Annotated in this window: 19 protein-coding genes and 1 pseudogene; 9 read left to right on the top strand and 11 right to left on the bottom strand. The window is 42.9% G+C overall.

Annotated features, from left to right (window positions below; translation table 11 throughout):
• Positions 1-20 precede the first annotated feature (20 nt).
• Positions 21-958, top strand: a pseudogene (locus LC574_RS03170) (IS110 family transposase).
• Here the strand turns inward: LC574_RS03170 and LC574_RS03165 are convergent.
• Positions 948-1,232, bottom strand: coding sequence for a hypothetical protein (locus LC574_RS03165; RefSeq protein ID WP_229451475.1), 285 nt, complete (start codon positions 1,230-1,232; stop codon positions 948-950). The pseudogene LC574_RS03170 and the gene LC574_RS03165 overlap by 11 nt on opposite strands.
• A gap of 72 nt (positions 1,233-1,304) precedes the next feature.
• Here LC574_RS03165 and LC574_RS03160 point away from each other — a divergent pair, with 72 nt between their 5' ends.
• On the top strand, positions 1,305-1,511 hold the full coding sequence (locus LC574_RS03160) for a protein rep (RefSeq protein ID WP_229451474.1): 207 nt from the start codon (positions 1,305-1,307) through the stop codon (positions 1,509-1,511).
• Here LC574_RS03160 and LC574_RS37725 read toward each other — a convergent pair.
• Together LC574_RS37725 and pdxA are read right to left on the bottom strand one after the other, a co-directional pair.
• On the bottom strand, positions 1,508-1,633 hold the full coding sequence (locus tag LC574_RS37725; RefSeq protein ID WP_267871385.1) for a hypothetical protein: 126 nt from the start codon (positions 1,631-1,633) through the stop codon (positions 1,508-1,510). The genes LC574_RS03160 and LC574_RS37725 overlap by 4 nt on opposite strands.
• A gap of 39 nt (positions 1,634-1,672) precedes the next feature.
• Entirely contained in the window at positions 1,673-2,764 is a 1,092-nt protein-coding gene (gene pdxA, locus LC574_RS03155) for a 4-hydroxythreonine-4-phosphate dehydrogenase PdxA (protein ID WP_229451473.1), read from the bottom strand.
• A 206-nt stretch (positions 2,765-2,970) separates the two neighbouring features.
• Between pdxA and LC574_RS03150 the strand changes: the two genes are divergently transcribed.
• The 3 genes from LC574_RS03150 to LC574_RS03140 all read left to right on the top strand — a co-directional run bounded on the left by LC574_RS03150 (position 2,971) and on the right by LC574_RS03140 (position 5,335).
• Positions 2,971-3,075, top strand: a complete 105-nt coding sequence (locus tag LC574_RS03150) for a PetM family cytochrome b6-f complex subunit 7 (protein WP_094344256.1) — start codon at positions 2,971-2,973, stop codon at positions 3,073-3,075.
• A 214-nt stretch (positions 3,076-3,289) separates the two neighbouring features.
• Entirely contained in the window at positions 3,290-4,288 is a 999-nt protein-coding gene (locus LC574_RS03145; protein ID WP_229451472.1) for an SDR family oxidoreductase, read from the top strand.
• Positions 4,289-4,417: 129 nt separating this feature from the next.
• Positions 4,418-5,335, top strand: a complete 918-nt coding sequence (locus LC574_RS03140) for an NAD(+) kinase (protein WP_229451471.1) — start codon at positions 4,418-4,420, stop codon at positions 5,333-5,335.
• On the opposite strand, the gene LC574_RS03135 is transcribed toward LC574_RS03140, so the two are convergent.
• Both LC574_RS03135 and LC574_RS03130 read right to left on the bottom strand, forming a co-directional pair.
• On the bottom strand, positions 5,294-5,479 hold the full coding sequence (locus LC574_RS03135) for a hypothetical protein (protein WP_229451470.1): 186 nt from the start codon (positions 5,477-5,479) through the stop codon (positions 5,294-5,296). The two genes, LC574_RS03140 and LC574_RS03135, sit on opposite strands and share 42 nt — an antisense overlap.
• A complete protein-coding gene (locus LC574_RS03130) occupies positions 5,449-5,586 on the bottom strand; it encodes a hypothetical protein (protein WP_229451469.1) in 138 nt (45 codons plus the stop codon). The genes LC574_RS03135 and LC574_RS03130 overlap by 31 nt, the downstream gene beginning before the upstream one ends.
• A 229-nt stretch (positions 5,587-5,815) precedes the next feature.
• Between LC574_RS03130 and nblR the strand changes: the two genes are divergently transcribed.
• The 3 genes from nblR to LC574_RS03115 all read left to right on the top strand — a co-directional run bounded on the left by nblR (position 5,816) and on the right by LC574_RS03115 (position 8,092).
• Complete coding sequence (nblR, locus tag LC574_RS03125) at positions 5,816-6,502, top strand: response regulator transcription factor NblR (RefSeq protein WP_229451468.1); 687 nt, start codon at positions 5,816-5,818, stop codon at positions 6,500-6,502.
• A 349-nt stretch (positions 6,503-6,851) separates the two neighbouring features.
• Positions 6,852-7,358, top strand: a complete 507-nt coding sequence (locus LC574_RS03120) for a DUF192 domain-containing protein (RefSeq protein ID WP_229451467.1) — start codon at positions 6,852-6,854, stop codon at positions 7,356-7,358.
• A gap of 506 nt (positions 7,359-7,864) precedes the next feature.
• Positions 7,865-8,092, top strand: a complete 228-nt coding sequence (locus LC574_RS03115) for a DUF2949 domain-containing protein (protein ID WP_229451466.1) — start codon at positions 7,865-7,867, stop codon at positions 8,090-8,092.
• A gap of 666 nt (positions 8,093-8,758) precedes the next feature.
• Here LC574_RS03115 and LC574_RS03110 read toward each other — a convergent pair.
• From LC574_RS03110 to LC574_RS03090, 5 genes are all read right to left on the bottom strand, one after another.
• Positions 8,759-9,913, bottom strand: a complete 1,155-nt coding sequence (locus LC574_RS03110; RefSeq protein WP_229451465.1) for an alanine--glyoxylate aminotransferase family protein — start codon at positions 9,911-9,913, stop codon at positions 8,759-8,761.
• Positions 9,914-10,491: 578 nt separating this feature from the next.
• Positions 10,492-10,701 carry a hypothetical protein gene (locus tag LC574_RS03105; protein ID WP_229451464.1) on the bottom strand — a complete coding sequence of 70 codons (210 nt, stop codon included), beginning with the start codon at positions 10,699-10,701 and terminating at the stop codon, positions 10,492-10,494.
• Positions 10,698-10,928 (bottom strand): addiction module protein, encoded by a 231-nt coding sequence (locus LC574_RS03100; RefSeq protein ID WP_229451463.1) that lies wholly within the window; start codon positions 10,926-10,928, stop codon positions 10,698-10,700. Before LC574_RS03100 ends, LC574_RS03105 begins: the two co-directional genes overlap by 4 nt.
• Positions 10,929-11,530: 602 nt before the next feature.
• Positions 11,531-12,931 carry a polysaccharide lyase family 7 protein gene (locus tag LC574_RS03095; RefSeq protein ID WP_229451462.1) on the bottom strand — a complete coding sequence of 467 codons (1,401 nt, stop codon included), beginning with the start codon at positions 12,929-12,931 and terminating at the stop codon, positions 11,531-11,533.
• Positions 12,932-13,124: 193 nt separating this feature from the next.
• Positions 13,125-13,337, bottom strand: a complete 213-nt coding sequence (locus LC574_RS03090; protein WP_229451461.1) for a hypothetical protein — start codon at positions 13,335-13,337, stop codon at positions 13,125-13,127.
• A 314-nt stretch (positions 13,338-13,651) separates the two neighbouring features.
• Here LC574_RS03090 and LC574_RS37720 point away from each other — a divergent pair, with 314 nt between their 5' ends.
• Complete coding sequence (locus LC574_RS37720) at positions 13,652-13,783, top strand: hypothetical protein (RefSeq protein ID WP_267871384.1); 132 nt, start codon at positions 13,652-13,654, stop codon at positions 13,781-13,783.
• Positions 13,784-13,807: 24 nt separating this feature from the next.
• Here the strand turns inward: LC574_RS37720 and LC574_RS03085 are convergent, their stop codons facing one another.
• Positions 13,808-16,438: a PAS domain S-box protein gene (locus tag LC574_RS03085; RefSeq protein WP_229451460.1), complete on the bottom strand. Its 2,631-nt coding sequence runs from the start codon at positions 16,436-16,438 to the stop codon at positions 13,808-13,810.
• Positions 16,439-16,440: the final 2 nt, after the last annotated feature.

The raw sequence follows: 16,440 nt of genomic DNA, 5'->3' as shown, positions 1-16,440 counted from the left end.
ATCTAAATCTCTTCCTTGGCATTGATGTTAGTAAAGCGACTCTCGATGTTTATATCCGTCCAATGGGTAAAGCATTGAAAGTTGCTAATACAGAAGTAGAAATATCTCATCTAGTAGAACAACTCAAATCCTATGATTTAAATCTGATTGTGTTAGAAGCAACAGGAGGATTAGAAACAGAACTTATTATCCAATTGCAGGCAGCACTTTTACCAGTAGCATTAATTAATCCACGCCAAGGAAGAGATTTTGCGAAAGCTACAGGAAGGCTTGCCAAAACTGATGCTATTGATGCACAAATTTTGGCACAATTTGGGGAAGCAATGAAACCCAAAGTTTTACCAATTGAATCCGAGGAGGCGCGTCAATTAGGAGAGTTAATTAGTCGCAGAAGACAATTAGTTGAAATCCAGACTGCAAAGAAAAATCGTCGCTCACGCTCTCGTGGTAAAGCATTGGCAGATATTGAAGCACATATTGAATATCTTGAAGGTCGTCTAAAACAACTTCACCAAGAAATTGAGCAATTAACTCAAAAAAATCAACAATGGATTAATAAGGTCAATTTACTCAAAACTACTCCTGGTAAAGGCCCAAGTTATTTCTACAACCCTAGTTTCTGACTTACCAGAACTCGGTCAATTAACCGCCAAACAAATAAGAAAGCTTAGTTGGTGTTGCACCAATCAATCATGATAGTGGGCAACACAAAGGTAAGCGGATGATTAATGGCGGTCGTGCCCATGTTCGTGCCACTCTTTATATGGGTGCTGTTGTTGCAATGCGTCATAATCCCGTTATCAAAGCTTTTTATGAACGGCTTGTTGAGCGTGGTAAATCAAAAAAACTTGCTCTCACTGCTTGCCTTCATAAAATGTTAGTCATTTTAAATGCAATGGTTCGCGATAATTTGCCTTGGTGCATTTATGACAACAAGAAAACAATTGTTAATTCTTAGAACTGCAAACTTTTTTATACAATACTAGCTGACACGAGTAGGCGATCGCATCCCATCCCATCCCATCCCTATTAGTCCTCATGTTAGACTGGGGTAAATTTTTCATGCTCTTTTTTGCCTCCACGGAAAATCCAGCAACTGGGGAAGATTCGGTGGCGCAGCGGAGTGAAGGCGTGCGGGCTGAGACTATCTTTGCTGCCAATGCATAATCTTGATGCCCGTACCAGGCACCACCGAATCTAGCGCAGCGTTCCCCAGTTGCGTCAATGTTCACAGTCCCGGTTTTTTGTTAACGAACGCTTGACTTTTAAGACAGTCGCTACGATTTTTCACAAAGCCAAGCGTATTGGGTGATAGAGAATGGTTTTTAGAGTTAACCCGTCAACTGCATAAAAGTAGAGCGATCGCTGTTGGGGGTATACTCAGGCAGTATATGCGGGAATTAGAGGAGAAAAATCAAGACCTCATTAATGAAAGTGAAGAGACAGATGAGGTAGATGAGGAACAGCTATTTTTTGAAATAGATTTTAGAATCATTGGAACGAATAATTAAATTTTAAGTTTCCGCCACCGTCCTGAACCATAAGTTTTACGCAAGCGTTCTAGTTCACGAATGGAGTTACCAACAGCAATTATTTCAATATTGGTGATGTCTCCGATAATTTCAAAATTCAAGTAAGCATTACTCCTAGTAAATATTGCAACAAAAAACTTTTAACCACAACCCACCGCCAACCTTTGATTAACCAACTCAGCAGCTAAATGTATCGCTGCTTTCATACTCGTAGCATCAGCAATTCCCTTACCTGCAATATCAAAGGCTGTTCCATGATCTGGTGAAGTCCGAACAAAAGGAAGACCTATAGAAGTATTAACTGCCCGATCAAACGCCATCAGCTTCACAGGAATTAAGCCTTGGTCGTGGTAAAGTGCTAAGTAGCCATCAGCAGGATTTTGTACTAAAGAATTTCCATACCAAGCTTGACCAGGTTTAACCCACATCGTATCTGGTGGTATCGGCCCATCTAGCTGTAATTGTGGTCTATTTTGCCGCTCTTGCTCTAACCAGGGAATTAACCAATCTTGTTCTTCATGTCCAAGTTGTCCCTGTTCGCCACTGTGGGGATTCAAACCTGCGATCGCAATTCTCCCATTTTTTATCCCAAAATCTTTCTCCAAGCACTCCACCAGCAAATCCAATTTCTGTGTCAACAACTGCGGTGTCAATGTATCGGCTACTTGACGTAAGGGAATATGTGTGGTAGCTAGTATTGCGCGGAGTGTCCAATTAGTATGGGGCGATCGCGCTACAAATAACATCCCAAAACGGTCAACACCTGACTTTTGCGCCAAAAGTTCTGTTTGCCCTGGATAATTATACCCGGCGGCTTTCCAAGCAGATTTAGCGATCGGCCCTGTGACAATAGCATCAAATTTACCAGCGAGTGTTTGAGCGATCGCACATTCCATATACGCAAAACTAGCCGCACCACTCGCCGCATTACCTGTTCCGGTGATAATTTGACCTTTAATTTCCCCATTCAACAGCACATCAATAACTGACAACTCGTCTGGATTTGCCAAAGGTGCTAAATTCTCAATTAAATTCAGTTTGTGATAAATCTGTGCGAGCAAATCCTGGTTTCCTACCACTGTAACGTCATATTTTTGACTAATTTCCGGTTCTGCTAAAGCTTTCAAAATCACCTCCGGCCCAATTCCCGCCGGATCTCCCAGCGTCAACGCCAGACGTGGGCGATTCTTTTTGCTAAAATTCACTAAATTATCTTGATTATTTTGATACATAAAATTTATTCATAATTATTATCATCAAACTTTTTCCTCATCCCTGTTCTTTCGCTCTACAGTAGGGATTGCCCCCCAAATCAGTAGGGATTACTTGCTAAACTAGTTTAAGATTATTTACACAGGTCTAATCCTACAGCAAAAATTCAAGAGCTTCTGTTAGACCTAGTTTACACACACTAATTTGCATAAGGAGAATCACACCAATGGGCGGCGAAATTTTGAATGCAGCTCTATTGTCCTTCGGTTTAATCTTCGTAGGCTGGGGCTTAGGGGCGTTGTTACTAAAAATTCAAGGCACAGAAGAATAATTGAGTGCTGAGAGACGCGATTAATCGCGTCTGTTATTATTCTCCCCACTCCCCACTCCCAATTCCCCATTCCCTTGTCCGTTTACCGGACAGCTTTTTTCCCATGAGTCTGTCCATAACAAACGATTTTCTTAGAAAAGATGTAAACTTTTGTTTGCATAGGTTATTCTGATAACATTCTTTTTATAAAACATTAAAATTTATTACAACCCTCATGACATTATTAATCGTCGGTGCCACTGGCACCTTAGGAAGACAAGTGGCTCGTCGTGCAATCGATGAGGGATATAAAGTACGCTGTCTTGTCCGAAGCAGTAAAAAAGCAGCTTTTCTCAAAGAATGGGGTGCAGAGCTTGTACCGGGAAATTTGCGTTACCCCGATACCTTAGCCGAAGCTTTAGTTGGTGTAACCCAAGTTATTGATGCGTCAACATCTCGTCCTACAGATTCACTGAGTATCAAACAAGTGGACTGGGACGGCAAAGTAGCATTGATTCAAGCAGCAAAAGCAGCAGGTGTAGAGCGTTTTATCTTCTTTTCAATATTAGACGCTGATAAATACCCAGAAGTACCGTTAATGGAAATTAAGCGGTGTACAGAACTCTTCCTGGCTGAGTCTGGCTTGAATTATACCATCTTGCGGTTAGCTGGGTTTATGCAAGGATTAATCGGTCAGTACGGGATTCCCATTTTGGAATCACAGCCAGTTTGGGTAACTGGTAATTCTTCTCCCATCGCCTATATGGATACTCAAGACATTGCTAAGTTTGCAATCCGTGCATTGAGTGTACCCGAAACGCAAAACCAAGCTTTTCCTGTAGTCGGTACTCGTGCCTGGAGTGCAGAAGAAATTATCAACCTGTGCGAACGTTTATCTGGAAAAGACGCCAGGGTAACGCGGATGCCAATAACCTTGCTGCGTGCTGTGCGGGGCTTAATGCGGTTCTTTCAGTGGGGATGGAACGTAGCAGACAGGCTAGCATTTACAGAAGTATTGGCTAGTGGTAAAGAGTTAAATGCTTCAATGGATGAAGTATACAAAGTTTTTGGCTTAGATTCGCAACAAACCACAACCCTAGAAAGCTATCTACAAGAGTACTTCAGCCGAATAATGAAAAAGCTCAAAGAGTTAGACTACGAGAAAAATAAAACCAAAAAGCAGAAATCTAAAAAAACTCCTTTTAAACAGTCTTCAAAAGCCAATAGTCAATAGTCATTACAAAACAGATATTAGTCGTTAAACTCTAGACTCTAGATATTTGACTCTAGATTAATGACTACATGACCAAAATGTGTAAGGATTACATAATAAAGAGCACCGCCTAAACTTGGATATTTGAGTGTGCCGAAAGCAGGCATTATCTACAATGACGTTAAACCGATAGCGGGCCGTGTCGCTATCGAGTTGAAAGACAAGCTAACCGCAGCCGGTTGGGATGTGTGTATCACATCGAGTATCGGTGGAATATTGGGCTACTCTAACCCAGAGAGTCCTGTATGCCATACCCCCATTGACGGTCTAACGCCCCCTGGTTTTGACTCGGATATGGAGTTTGCAGTGGTGTTAGGGGGAGACGGCACTGTTTTAGCAGCGTCTCGTCAGGTTGCCCCCTGTGGTATTCCACTGCTAACAGTGAATACCGGCCACATGGGATTTTTGACAGAAACCTTCCTGAATCAATTACCCCAAGCACTAGAACAGGTGATGGCGGGTGAGTATGAAATTGAAGAACGAGCCATGCTCACCGTCAAAGTGTTTCGGGGAGATTCAGTGCTGTGGGAAGCCCTCTGCTTGAATGAAATGGTGCTGCACCGAGAACCTTTGACCTCTATGTGCCATTTTGAAATTGCCATAGGGCGTCATGCGCCAGTAGATATTGCAGCAGATGGTGTAATTGTTTCTACGCCTACTGGTTCTACAGCTTACTCATTGAGTGCTGGTGGGCCAGTTGTTACCCCTGGTGTACCTGCTTTACAGCTAGTACCCATTTGTCCCCATTCCCTAGCTTCTAGAGCATTGGTATTTCCAGATACTGAATCAGTCAACATTTACCCGGTCAACATTCCTCGGCTGGTAATGGTGGTGGATGGTAATGGAGGGTGCTATGTACTACCAGAAGATAGAGTATATATGGAGCGATCGCAATATAGTGTTCGATTTATTCGCCTGCAACCGCCTGAGTTTTTCCGAATTCTCCGAGAAAAATTAGGTTGGGGTTTACCACATATCGCTAAACCAACTTCGGTAGAATTGCCGTAGGGATTGGGAATTGGGCATTGGGCATTGGGCATTGGGTATTGGGCAAAACAGTTCCGTTAGCGGTAGCGGGGCGTTTAGCCCGTTTTGAGTTCTGAGTAGAAAAGTAAGATTTCCTACTGAACACTCAGCACTCTTGAGGGGCATTGGGCATTGGGCATTATTAAAGAAGCGAGGGAGCAAACAGAAAATTTTTCCCCTCTGTTTCTCTTACTCCATGCCCCATGCCCTATGCCCCATTCCCCATTCCCCATTTACTAATTTCCTTCCAGAATTACTGGTGTAAGGATGGTATTTGGATTTAGTTATTAAGATTGCATCAAAGAATTAGATGGCTGACACCTGAACGTGCTAAAAGATTCTTAGCAGCGTGTCAAATCAGGATTGCTCCATCACTAAAAACTCGTAATTGCACTTTATAACTGATGTAAAGATTTTCTCTCGAATATCTTTACAATCCCAAATCCAATATCCCAAATTGTTATGACAGTTGCTCCAAGTCCCTGTGTTTTGGTGATTGAAACCGATGAGAGCCTAGCAAATCAGCTTTCTTGCGATTTGCAAGAAGCCGGCTATGAATCAATTTTGGCTCATGATGCGACTAGTGGTTTACAACACTGTCGCGATCGCCAGCCTGCTTTAATTGTTTTAGACCGGATGCTAGCAGGAGAATCAGGACTCTCATTGTGCAAAAATCTCAGAAGCACTGGTATGCGATCGCCTGTGTTAATTTTAATGGCAAGGGATACAGTCGATGATCGTGTAGCTTGTCTAGAAGCAGGAGCGGATGATTACATCCTCAAGCCTTATCGCTCAGAAGACTTTTTGAAGTTGATTCGGCTCTACTTAAAACCTGATATGGATACCACAGAGCAGTTACGCTTTGGGGATCTGATTTTAGATATAGCAACTCGCCGTGCCATACATAGCGGACGAGCAATTGACTTGACAATGAAAGAATTTGAGCTATTAAAATTCTTAATGGAACATCCCCGTGAGGTGTTAACCCGCGAACAAATTTTAGAAAATGTTTGGGGTTATGACTTTCTGGGTGAGTCCAATGTAATTGAAGTATACATCCGCTACTTGCGCCTAAAAATTGAAGATGAAGGACAAAAGCGACTCATTCAAACGGTGCGAGGCGTAGGGTACGTTTTAAGAGAATCCTAGTACACTGTGGCAAAAGTTTACAAGAGAAGGCAGGAGGCAGATAGCGCAGCGTTAGCGAGTCCGCGAGCGTCGGGCAGTTCTTACTGGAGGAAAGAAGTATTAATGAAAACTTTAGTTGTCGGTTTAGAGCCGCACTAGTATATTTCGACTACGCTCAATAACAAAAAAGATTGTGTAGAGCGGAAAGTGCCACGAGCCACAAAGCGTCCTTGCTTCATCCCACCTCGCATAACGTGTGGGTTCCCCCTACCCCCTGCTTTCTGCCTCCTGAAGGGACGAATAAAAGCCGTGAGTTTTCTAACTTAAATTCTGTAAAATTGAAATCTAAATTACAAAATCAAAAATAATTATGACTCATCGGCTAAGTTTGCTCTCAACGTTGCTGAGTATTTTACTGATGGGCTGTTCTGTGCCAACAACAGCTAAACCTCCCAGCCCCACGTCTGATTCTCAAACTCCAGCACCAGAAAGTTTAGGTCAAAAACTACCAATTTCTGCTAAAGCCATTGTTCCTAATGGCACAACGATTCAGTTAGAAGTGGCGCAGACACCACAACAGCAAGCGATGGGGTTGATGTATCGACCAGCTTTGCCAGATGATCGGGGCATGTTATTTGGTTTCCCTTCACCACAACCAGTTAGTTTCTGGATGAAGAATGTACCTGTGGCCTTGGATATGGTATTTTTACAAAACGGTGTCGTTAAATATATTCAGGCTTCTGCACCTCCTTGTGCAACTGAGCCTTGTCCTACCTATGGGCCCAATACACCAATCGATCAGGTAATTGAACTTCGCTCTGGAAGGGCTGCCGAGTTGAAGTTGAAAGTGGGCGATATTGTCAAAATTGAGTCTTGAGACTTCGGTGCTTTGCGTCGATAAAGATTTGGATGGTTACTCTGTTCAGAGCTTATACTATCGGAATCTATGTTTTTTTTGTAAAAAATGGCACGTCCTATGGTAAAAATTTATCTGTAACGCTACTATTTAAAAACTGTGGTAATAATGTAAAATTCTACTGTCTCCAACCTGAAATCGCAGTCTTAAGGTTTGGCAAAAATATTCCCTTGGGCGCAAGTGTAAATAGTCGCCAATAAGAGAGTATAGGCTATGGAATCTTTGTTACTACATGTGTAATTAAATAACGCACAAAAGTAAACAAGATGGAGCCAATTTAACTAAGTAAAAATACTGCTTGAGAATTGGGCAGATAATTTATAAGAAAATTTCTATTTTTCAGAGTTTCTATGAGAAGCCTCTGTTAAAGGCAAATCAAAAAAACTCTGCTGGGGTGTATGGCCGATAACGGCAAAGTGACAGATAAAATACTGGCTACTGGCTACCGAGCAATGGTGAACTGATATATGACAATACATTCTGCACAAGGAGGTGAGATACAAATGTCACCATCAAAATATTCTCGACTGATTAATTTTTTGCAAGAAGACTTGGCAATTTCCACAGCATCGCTGGCGGTGGCGCTTCGGCATCGGGAGCAAGACCCAGGCCCTTTGGCAATGATTCTTTGGCAGTATGGGTTAATTACTCTAGAGCAGTTAGACCAAATTTATGATTGGCTGGAGACGGCATAGGTCAGTCCCAACTCTTGGAGACGCTGTGTTTCGACTCCGCTCAACATAAATTCGCGTTCGGAGAAGTCAAAAGTCATAAGTCAACCCCTTCGGGGAAGTCAAAAGTCAAAAGTCAAAAGTCAAAAGTCAATAATTTTGAACCCCATACTTCGGCTACGCTCAGTAACCATAAATAAATTTAGGGGCTTGAGTCAGCGGACGCTGTATTTCTTGCGCTGTTCAATCGAAATACATTTTTTATTTTTCCATAAATAAATTTAGGCGATGCACTGAGCCTTGGGAGAGCGTAGTCGAAGGGCGTAGCCGAAGTGGGCTTGCACCTTTTTCTTTCTGGTCATAATAATTTTGGATTTTGGATTAAAAGTCTCTACTAAAAGGCTGTTATCAGAATCTGAAATAATACTATTTATACGAATTCGGTATCATGCTGAGTTGCCAAAATTAGTCTTGTTTGGTGTCAAACAACCTATCCGACTGTCTCCAGAGCAAATAATACTATTTAGAGCAACTTGGTATAATTTATGAGAATTGGAGCATGTCACATCCACTCTACCTTGTGCAAAGGTTGTATAGGTTTATTAACTTTGGCGGTTTCAACTCATTTATATACAAATTAAAAGAGCGAGTTAAATTATCAACTCGCTCTTTTGATTTAATGCTCAGTACTCAGGACTGACTAAATACTTTAACTGCTGCCGCTATACCAGATCCAGAGGTGAAGTCTTCATAGCCAAGTTCTCTTAGGGTAACTTCTAAGGATGCTATACAGCTAAGAATATCGCGATCGCTCACAAAGCCCAAGTGACCAATGCGGAAAATCTTATTACTCAAATGATCTTGACCACCTGCTAGGGCAATATCAAAGCGTTTTTTCATCAATGACCGAATCTTATCCGGTTCAATTCCTTGTGGTGCTACAGCCGTAATCGCCGGACTGGCGGAACTATCTGCTGCAAACAGGGGTAAATTTAACCCTTGAATGGCGGCGCGGGTAGCATTTTTCAGCCGTTCATGTCGAGCAAATATCGACTCCAAGCCTTCTTCTTTCATGATTCGCAACGTGGTGTGCAGCGCTACGATCAAGTTCACAGGTGGAGTAAATGGAGTTGTATTTTTGGCTGTGGCTTTGCGATATTTGCCTAAGTCCAAATAATATTTCGGTAGCTTCGCAGTTTTGTAAGCTTCCCAAGCTTTAGGGCTGACAGAGACAAAACCCAATCCCGGCGGAATCATATAACCTTTTTGGGAACCGGAGGCGACTATATCCAAGCCCCAAGCATCCACGGGTAGATTGAATGCACCCAAGCTAGTGACAGCATCAACGATAATTAAAGCTTCACCGTGTTCTTTAACGTGGCGGTTGATGGTTTCTAGGTCATTCAACACACCCGTCGAAGTTTCGCTGTGCGTGATGATTACAGCTTTAATTTGCTTTTGGGTATCTGCTTGAAGTTTTTCGGCGAATACTGCGGGGTCTAAGGGTTTTCCCCATTCTACCTTAACTTCTTCTACATTCAAACCGTAGGCTTGACCAATTTCTACCCAGCGTTCGCCAAATTTACCATTAGAACCAACTAAAATGCGATCGCCCTGAGAGAGGAAATTAATTATTCCAGCTTCTACAGCACCCGTACCACTGACATTCAGCGTTAGCACATCACTTTGAGTTTGGTGCAGCCACTTGAGGTTTTCCGTCACCTCTGCCAATATGTTGCTAAATTCACTGGTGCGGTGTCCAATCGGATGCTTGGCTAATGCCAGTAAGGCAGCTTCTGGCACCGGGGTTGGGCCTGGAATCATCAGCATCAGCTTATCGTTCATGTGTGTATCCTAAAAATCAAATAAAAGTCAAAATTGTGGGAAGTTAGTTAAGTTCTGGTAGCAAATCCTAGATATTCATCTACAAATTCCACTCAGTTCGTCACCAGCCTTGTTGTATATTTTCCAAATCCATAGGAAAAGTATCGTGGGAGTTAACAATCGGTCAGCTTGACCTTTGCAATTTATACGAGATTCCAACTCAGATAAAACCTCTGTTCCAGGCAATCTTACCACACACCTAGACAACAGGTTAAGGCGTTTGCTCGTAGGGGAGCGGCTATTTTAGCCAAAGCTGAAACGTCTATCTCGATGAGGCATAGGTATAATAAATTCTTAAATATTACCCATAATCCGCCTCAGTTGTTTTTATAAAATAGGAGTCAGAATTCAGAATTCAGAATTCAGAATACTCTACCCATAAAGGGATAGAGTTTTAAGGCGAGAATATTTTAATTTTTTTCGCTTAACTTCGGGCGAGGTTTTAACCAATATTCGTCACCCACTCGTACAGAATTCATACCTGTTTTCTGACCGGAGGCGGAGCGTCTCCGGCTCCGCTCCTGAGTTCTGAATTCTTCTTATAAAATTCCATAAGGAAATTTGCGCGTTAGACATCGACGAATGTCTTCGTCAACAACAGCCCAGCGAGTCGGTGACTGGATGATTCGGAAAATTGCATCCTCAACCGCATTAATAAATGCTTGTGCTAATTCAACTCGACGCTCTGCGTAAAACTTGACCGCCTCACCGTATTCAGTTAATGCTGCTGGATGAAAGACGTATTTCATTGCTGCAAAAATTGTCTCACCCTAGCTAAAGCTTCCTCTCCAGCAATGGGTTGAACTGCACCAGTGCGAACTTCATCTCTACGCTTCTTGGCTTCATCTGTCCATAGTGTTTGAAGTGTTTCGTCTACATCAAATTCAAGACTTTCAACCAGCTTTTCTGCCAACAATGCTCTCGCTGCACTGGGCAAAGCTAAAGCTTCTTTCATGACTTGCTCTACAGATGTCATAATTCCTGAAAGCATAGGGACTATCCAGAGTCTAGCAGGAAAGCAGCAGACGTGGGACAAAACTAAAGTTATGGACAGCCTCTTAACCCGTTAACAATTCAAAATTCAAAATTCAAAATTCAAAGACCATTTGTAGGGGCACAGCACTGCTCATTGGTGTCAACTTAAGCTAAAAATCGCTTATCTGTTCGCTTCCACGCCCGCCCAGAAATAAATTTCAGCGGCTCATAGCTAAAGTCTACTGAAGTAGACTAAAGATTTTTCGGATTATTTAGTCATCAAAAGAAGACTTAAGCTATTAGCAAGGAACTTCAGTTCCTTGCGGTACATGGCTTTTACGTTAACACGTATGAGCATTGCTGTGCCCTATTGTGTATTGCATCCAAACGAGAACCGCTATATTACACGTCTTACATTGCCTCGCCCACTGGACAACGCCCTGCCCAGGATATATATCTTACCATTAACGGCTGAATAAATTCAGCCATCCGCTTATATCTCCCGCATAAATGACTTTTGACTTTTGACTTTTGACTTCCCCGAAGGGGCTGACGGGGGCTTTACGCATCACAACTGGTAAAAAAGCTGAAAACTTCTGCGGATTAGCGTAGGGTAATGTTGCGTAGTTCTATTTCTGCGTAAGCGTAAGGGTCAGTCTCGTATTTATTAGCAGACAAGTTTTTGTTCGCACACACAGTGTTGGTGTTGCCGTAAATATCAGTCTTTGAGCAAGCTTGAATATATATGCCAGCCTTGAAGTAACAGGAACCGATGATACCCGTCATCCTCACTGTACCAGTACTACTCGTTACACCTGAACGCAGGTTTTTATAGGTGATGTTAACATTGCCACTGGATCTAACAGCAATGTCGATAGTCATCGGATCGCCGAGCTTGTAAGCGCTGTCGAGAAGCTTGGTAGTAGTGTCGTTGTTGAAGCGGGCTTCAAGCTTGCCGATGTCGGTCGAGCCGTTGGCAAAGTCCGGGCCGAAGTACTTCACCATCACGAGGTCGTTTTTTGAGTCATGGATCTGCCCGATGGTAGCTTCCGGCTTGTTCGTGGTGGTGTGCAACAGGGTCTGTTCCAGGTACATGGCATGATCGGTATTCACACAGTTCCAAGCAGCGGACTCTGTACCATCACCCTGCATTTCACGCAGTTCAGAACGGGCGTAAGCAGTATTTGTGCTGGTACGTGCGCCCCCAGCGATCGCTTTCAAAAGCACACCATTCTTGGCAGCATTCAGACGAAAATATTCTGAATTAGTGTAGGTCTTGAGTTGCGGCTGCTTAATTTCCGTTGCCTTGTTTGAGTTGGAATTCAAGCTGATTGGCAGGGTGATCTTCCACTTGCTTAGGTCAAGCACATCGGCCGGGTACTGAGCGTTACCACCTGAGACCTCACCATCTGAGGGATTTGAAATACCACTGCTTTCACCATCTGAGGGATTTGAAATACCACTGCTTTCACCATCTGAGGGATTTGAAGTATCACTGCTTTCATTATTTGAGGGATTTGAAATACCACTGCTTGTACAGCCATTGGTCGAACCCAGCGAATTAACTTTCAATTCGTCGATACGCAATCTAGAATCGATATCACCCACGATCTTGATCGCGTTGGCGGCTTGGTCGGTGACGTTTTGCGCGTCTTCATTCCCCTTGCCAGAGGTGTTACTGACCACAGTAGTCCAGGTTGCACCATTGTCCTTGGAAAGCTGTACGCTGTAGGTATACTTGTTCGTGCCGTACCAATTAAGCACCAGATCATCTACGCGCTGGCAGCTACTGAATCTCGCAGTTATGGAAGTACCATGGGCGTCAGCCTCCCAGTGGGTATTCTTATTTTTGTCAATAGCGTTGGCAGCAACAAACACACCCCTGACAGATGTGGCAGTAGCATCGCTGAACGAGACAACGGTAGGCGACGCGACAGAAGCACTAGCTATCATTGCAGCCGAGACAGCTATTGTAAAAGACAGGTTTGAAAATTTTGTATTCATTCTTTAACCTCTGTTGAATATTGAACAATGAGTTGTTACTCAGAGGAGATGGATGATATTTTTTGTGAATGCGTAAGTCATATTGTATATAAATAAGTAACGTACCGAACACGCCAAGAGGATTGCGCGTCAGGTTGCGATCGTCGCCTATAAAAAAATACGCTTGGGTTAACCAGTACCGTTAGTAGTGTTATCAACTTGAGCGATCGCGTTCTGGAGGTAGCGGTGTCTCACATCCTAAACGAACTCTGCCGTAAAAAAACGTAGCAAAGGGAATTATTGTATCGACTAACAATGCGATTGTATCGACTAACAATGCGATTGTATCGACTGACAATGCGATTGTATCGACTGACAATGCGATTGTATCGACTAACAATGCGATTGTATCGACTAACAATCGCATTGTTAATGACTAATACTATTTCACTTTAATAATCACAGGACTTACGCAAAGGCAACGTACTTTCGTCATTGCAAGCGTTGCGAACGCGAGTGCGTCTCGAAGAGAAGCAATCCCAGTCTTGACGAGATTGCAACGCTTGACTGCGTTCCGCTCGCAATGACTAATCATCGCTGCGTAAGTCCTGAATCATACAAACACGCCAGTAGGGCATGGCAATGCCCATTGGTGTCAACTTAAGCTAAAAATAGCTTAACTGAAGGCTTGACTCAACTGCCTAGAACTAAAGTTCTTTGGCTATATTTAGTCATCTTAAGATGACTTTCGCTATTAGCAAGGAACTTCAGTTCCTTGCGGGACATAGCTTTTACGTTAAGTTGACACGTATGGGCAATGCCATGCCCCTACGAGAAATCTATATGTATCAGGATTTTGGTGAATTGGTATAATAACCAACGAACAATGACGAATGACTAATTAATCAAATCAACGATCGCTTTCACCAATGCATCTGGATCTACTGGTTTAGAAATATGCATTTGAAATCCTGCTGCTAATGCTTGCTGCTGATTCATTTCGCCTGCATAAGCCGTCAGAGCGATCGCTGGTACGCGTCCTCCTTGCCCTGGCGATCGCAATCGCACTTCACGCATCAGCATATAACCGTCTGTCTTTGGCATTCCAATATCGCTAATTAAAACATCTGGTATCGACTCAGACAGCGCTTCTAATGCTTCCTGTGCTGAAGATACGGCAGTTACTTCTACACCGTAGTCTTGCAAAATAAAGGTAACTAAGTCGCGGATATCTGGTTCATCGTCCACTACTAAAACTTGAGTATCGGAAAGGAGCGAGGATTCAGGCTCACAATCTAAAGATTCATTCTCTTCACGCGTGACTTGTTCACTTCTGACTAAAAGCGGTAGCTCAACAGTGAAAGTGGTACCCAATCCTTCTCCAGGACTTTCGGCTTGAACATTTCCTCCATGCATCTCTACAACCTTACGCACGATCGCTAATCCTAAACCTAGTCCACCAAATGTCCGGGTAGTTGTGCTATCAGCTTGGCGAAAGTAATCGAACACATAAGGTAAAAACTCTGGGCTAATTCCCTTACCTGTATCGCTAACCTGAATTTGAGCTTGGTTACTAACTTCCATCAGTCGAATTTCTACCCGTCCCCCTGCTGGTGTAAATTTTACCGCATTGGAAAGTAGATTCCATACAACTTGTTGAAGCCGATTTGGGTCGCCCATCACTTGTCCCAAGGTGGGATCAAATATCGTTTGAATTTGAATTGACTTAGCTTGGGCTGCGAGTTGTACTGTCTCTAGTGCTGCTTCAATTACCATTACCAAGTTTACTGGACAGATATTTAAGTTTAATTTTCCTCGGAGGATGCGAGACACATCCAACAAATCTTCAATTAGCTGAGTTTGTAACTTGGCGTTGCGTTCAATGGTTTCTAAGGCGTGGTTAGTGGTTTTTTCATCAAAATTACGAGTCCGCAGCAATTTCGACCACCCCAGAACGGAGTTAAGTGGGGTTCGCAGTTCATGGGAGAGAACCGCCAGAAATTCATCTTTGACTTTGTTGGCGATTTCTGCTTCTTTGCGTGCTTTCATTTCTCGTTCGAGGAGGCGATCGCGTTCTTTCTCAACTGATTTGCGATGGGTAATATCCAGTACAAAAGCAACACCATTATTTTTGGAGTCATTCAGCAAGGCTACCCCCAAAACAATCGGTACTCGTTTACCGTTGCGCTGGAGATATTCTTTCTCATAAATTTTGGAAACTCCAGTGGTTTGCACTTCCAAAAGGGCGCGATCGTCTAAATCTTTATATTCAATAGGAGTAAGTTCTCTCCAATTAATTTTACCCAAAGTGGCAAATTCATCACGAGTGTAGCCAGCTAGCTGGAGAAAGGCATCATTGGCATCAAGAATAAAGCCATCCACATTCCAAAAAGCGACCCCGATTAGGTTGGATTCAAACAAACGCCGAAATCTAGCTTCACTTTCGCGTAATGTTTTTTCTGCCCGTTTGTGTTCGGTAATATCACGAGAAACTGTAATTACGCCTTCAATAGTTTGGTGGGAATTCCGTAATGGTGTAAGGATGTATTCATAATAATGCACCCCATCAGCAGTAACATATTTACACTCATCCTTGATTGGCTGCCCAGTTTTCATCACAGCTTTTCGTTGATTATCTACCTGTTGTACAAGGGCTTTGGGTAAATCCAGGTCTTGCAAAGTTTTTCCGACAATATCCTGGGGCTTCAAGCCTAGTACAGTAGCTGCATCTCGACTGACATACTGATAGCAACCTCTGCGATTAAAGATGTAAATGTGATCGACTGAGGCGGTGAGAATAGCATTTAAAATATTTGCCTGTTCTTGCACTTGAGTTGTGAGTTCACGAGTACTTTCTTCTGCTTGCTTGCAGACAGTAGTTTCCATATAAACGCCGATCATTCGCACCGCTTGTCCCTGATCGTCATAGATAAATTTTCCTTTGGCAGAAATCCAATGTACACTTTGGTCTGCTCGAACTATGCGAAATTCATCGTTGTAGTCAGTCTTTTGTTCTAAAGCGTGGGCGATCCCTTGCATTACAGATTGCTTGTCTTCAGGATAAACGCACTTCTGAAACGTTTCGTAAGGGCCGTCAAAACTACCTGGTAGCACACCAAAAAGCAATTCATAGTTTTCAGACCAGATGACTTGATTGGTAACAATATTCCAATCCCACAAGCCCATCTGGGAAACCTCTAGCGCTAATCTAAGCCGTTCTTCACTCTCTCTTAAGGAGGCTTCTACCTGCTGTCGCTGTGCAATTTCTTGTTGGAGTTGCTCTAAAGTGACTGCGACATCTGTTGGCACATTCAAGGCTGTGGATATCTTCTGTTCAAAATACCGCTTGATATCATATTCAACAGCTTGAATATGGGGATATTCTAGTGCAAGTGCCAGTTTTTTTTCTAGCTCTATTACTTGCTGCTCAAGCGCTGCTTGCCTTTGCTGATAAAATGTTTCTGATTGCTCTAACTCAGCTACACGATGCCGCAGAGCTTCTAATTCATCAGTGACTTGAAAGTTAATTT

It is taken from the genome of Nostoc sp. CHAB 5715 (assembly GCF_020829685.1).
In the GTDB taxonomy this organism is placed as follows: Bacteria; Cyanobacteriota; Cyanobacteriia; order Cyanobacteriales; family Nostocaceae; genus Nostoc.
This window is presented reverse-complemented; position numbering and strand designations above follow the sequence as displayed.

Coding starts and splice junctions, on each gene's coding strand:
- pdxA (WP_229451473.1), bottom strand. CDS start 2,764: ATGTATCAAAATAATCAAGATAATTTAGTGAATTTTAGCAAAAAGAAT.
- LC574_RS03150 (WP_094344256.1), top strand. CDS start 2,971: ATGGGCGGCGAAATTTTGAATGCAGCTCTATTGTCCTTCGGTTTAATC.
- LC574_RS03145 (WP_229451472.1), top strand. CDS start 3,290: ATGACATTATTAATCGTCGGTGCCACTGGCACCTTAGGAAGACAAGTG.
- LC574_RS03135 (WP_229451470.1), bottom strand. CDS start 5,479: ATGCCCCTCAAGAGTGCTGAGTGTTCAGTAGGAAATCTTACTTTTCTA.
- LC574_RS03130 (WP_229451469.1), bottom strand. CDS start 5,586: ATGGGGAATGGGGAATGGGGCATAGGGCATGGGGCATGGAGTAAGAGA.
- nblR (WP_229451468.1), top strand. CDS start 5,816: ATGACAGTTGCTCCAAGTCCCTGTGTTTTGGTGATTGAAACCGATGAG.
- LC574_RS03120 (WP_229451467.1), top strand. CDS start 6,852: ATGACTCATCGGCTAAGTTTGCTCTCAACGTTGCTGAGTATTTTACTG.
- LC574_RS03115 (WP_229451466.1), top strand. CDS start 7,865: ATGACAATACATTCTGCACAAGGAGGTGAGATACAAATGTCACCATCA.
- LC574_RS03110 (WP_229451465.1), bottom strand. CDS start 9,913: ATGAACGATAAGCTGATGCTGATGATTCCAGGCCCAACCCCGGTGCCA.
- LC574_RS03105 (WP_229451464.1), bottom strand. CDS start 10,701: ATGAAATACGTCTTTCATCCAGCAGCATTAACTGAATACGGTGAGGCG.
- LC574_RS03100 (WP_229451463.1), bottom strand. CDS start 10,928: ATGACATCTGTAGAGCAAGTCATGAAAGAAGCTTTAGCTTTGCCCAGT.
- LC574_RS03095 (WP_229451462.1), bottom strand. CDS start 12,931: ATGAATACAAAATTTTCAAACCTGTCTTTTACAATAGCTGTCTCGGCT.
- LC574_RS03090 (WP_229451461.1), bottom strand. CDS start 13,337: ATGCGATTGTTAGTCGATACAATCGCATTGTTAGTCGATACAATCGCA.
- LC574_RS37720 (WP_267871384.1), top strand. CDS start 13,652: ATGACTTTCGCTATTAGCAAGGAACTTCAGTTCCTTGCGGGACATAGC.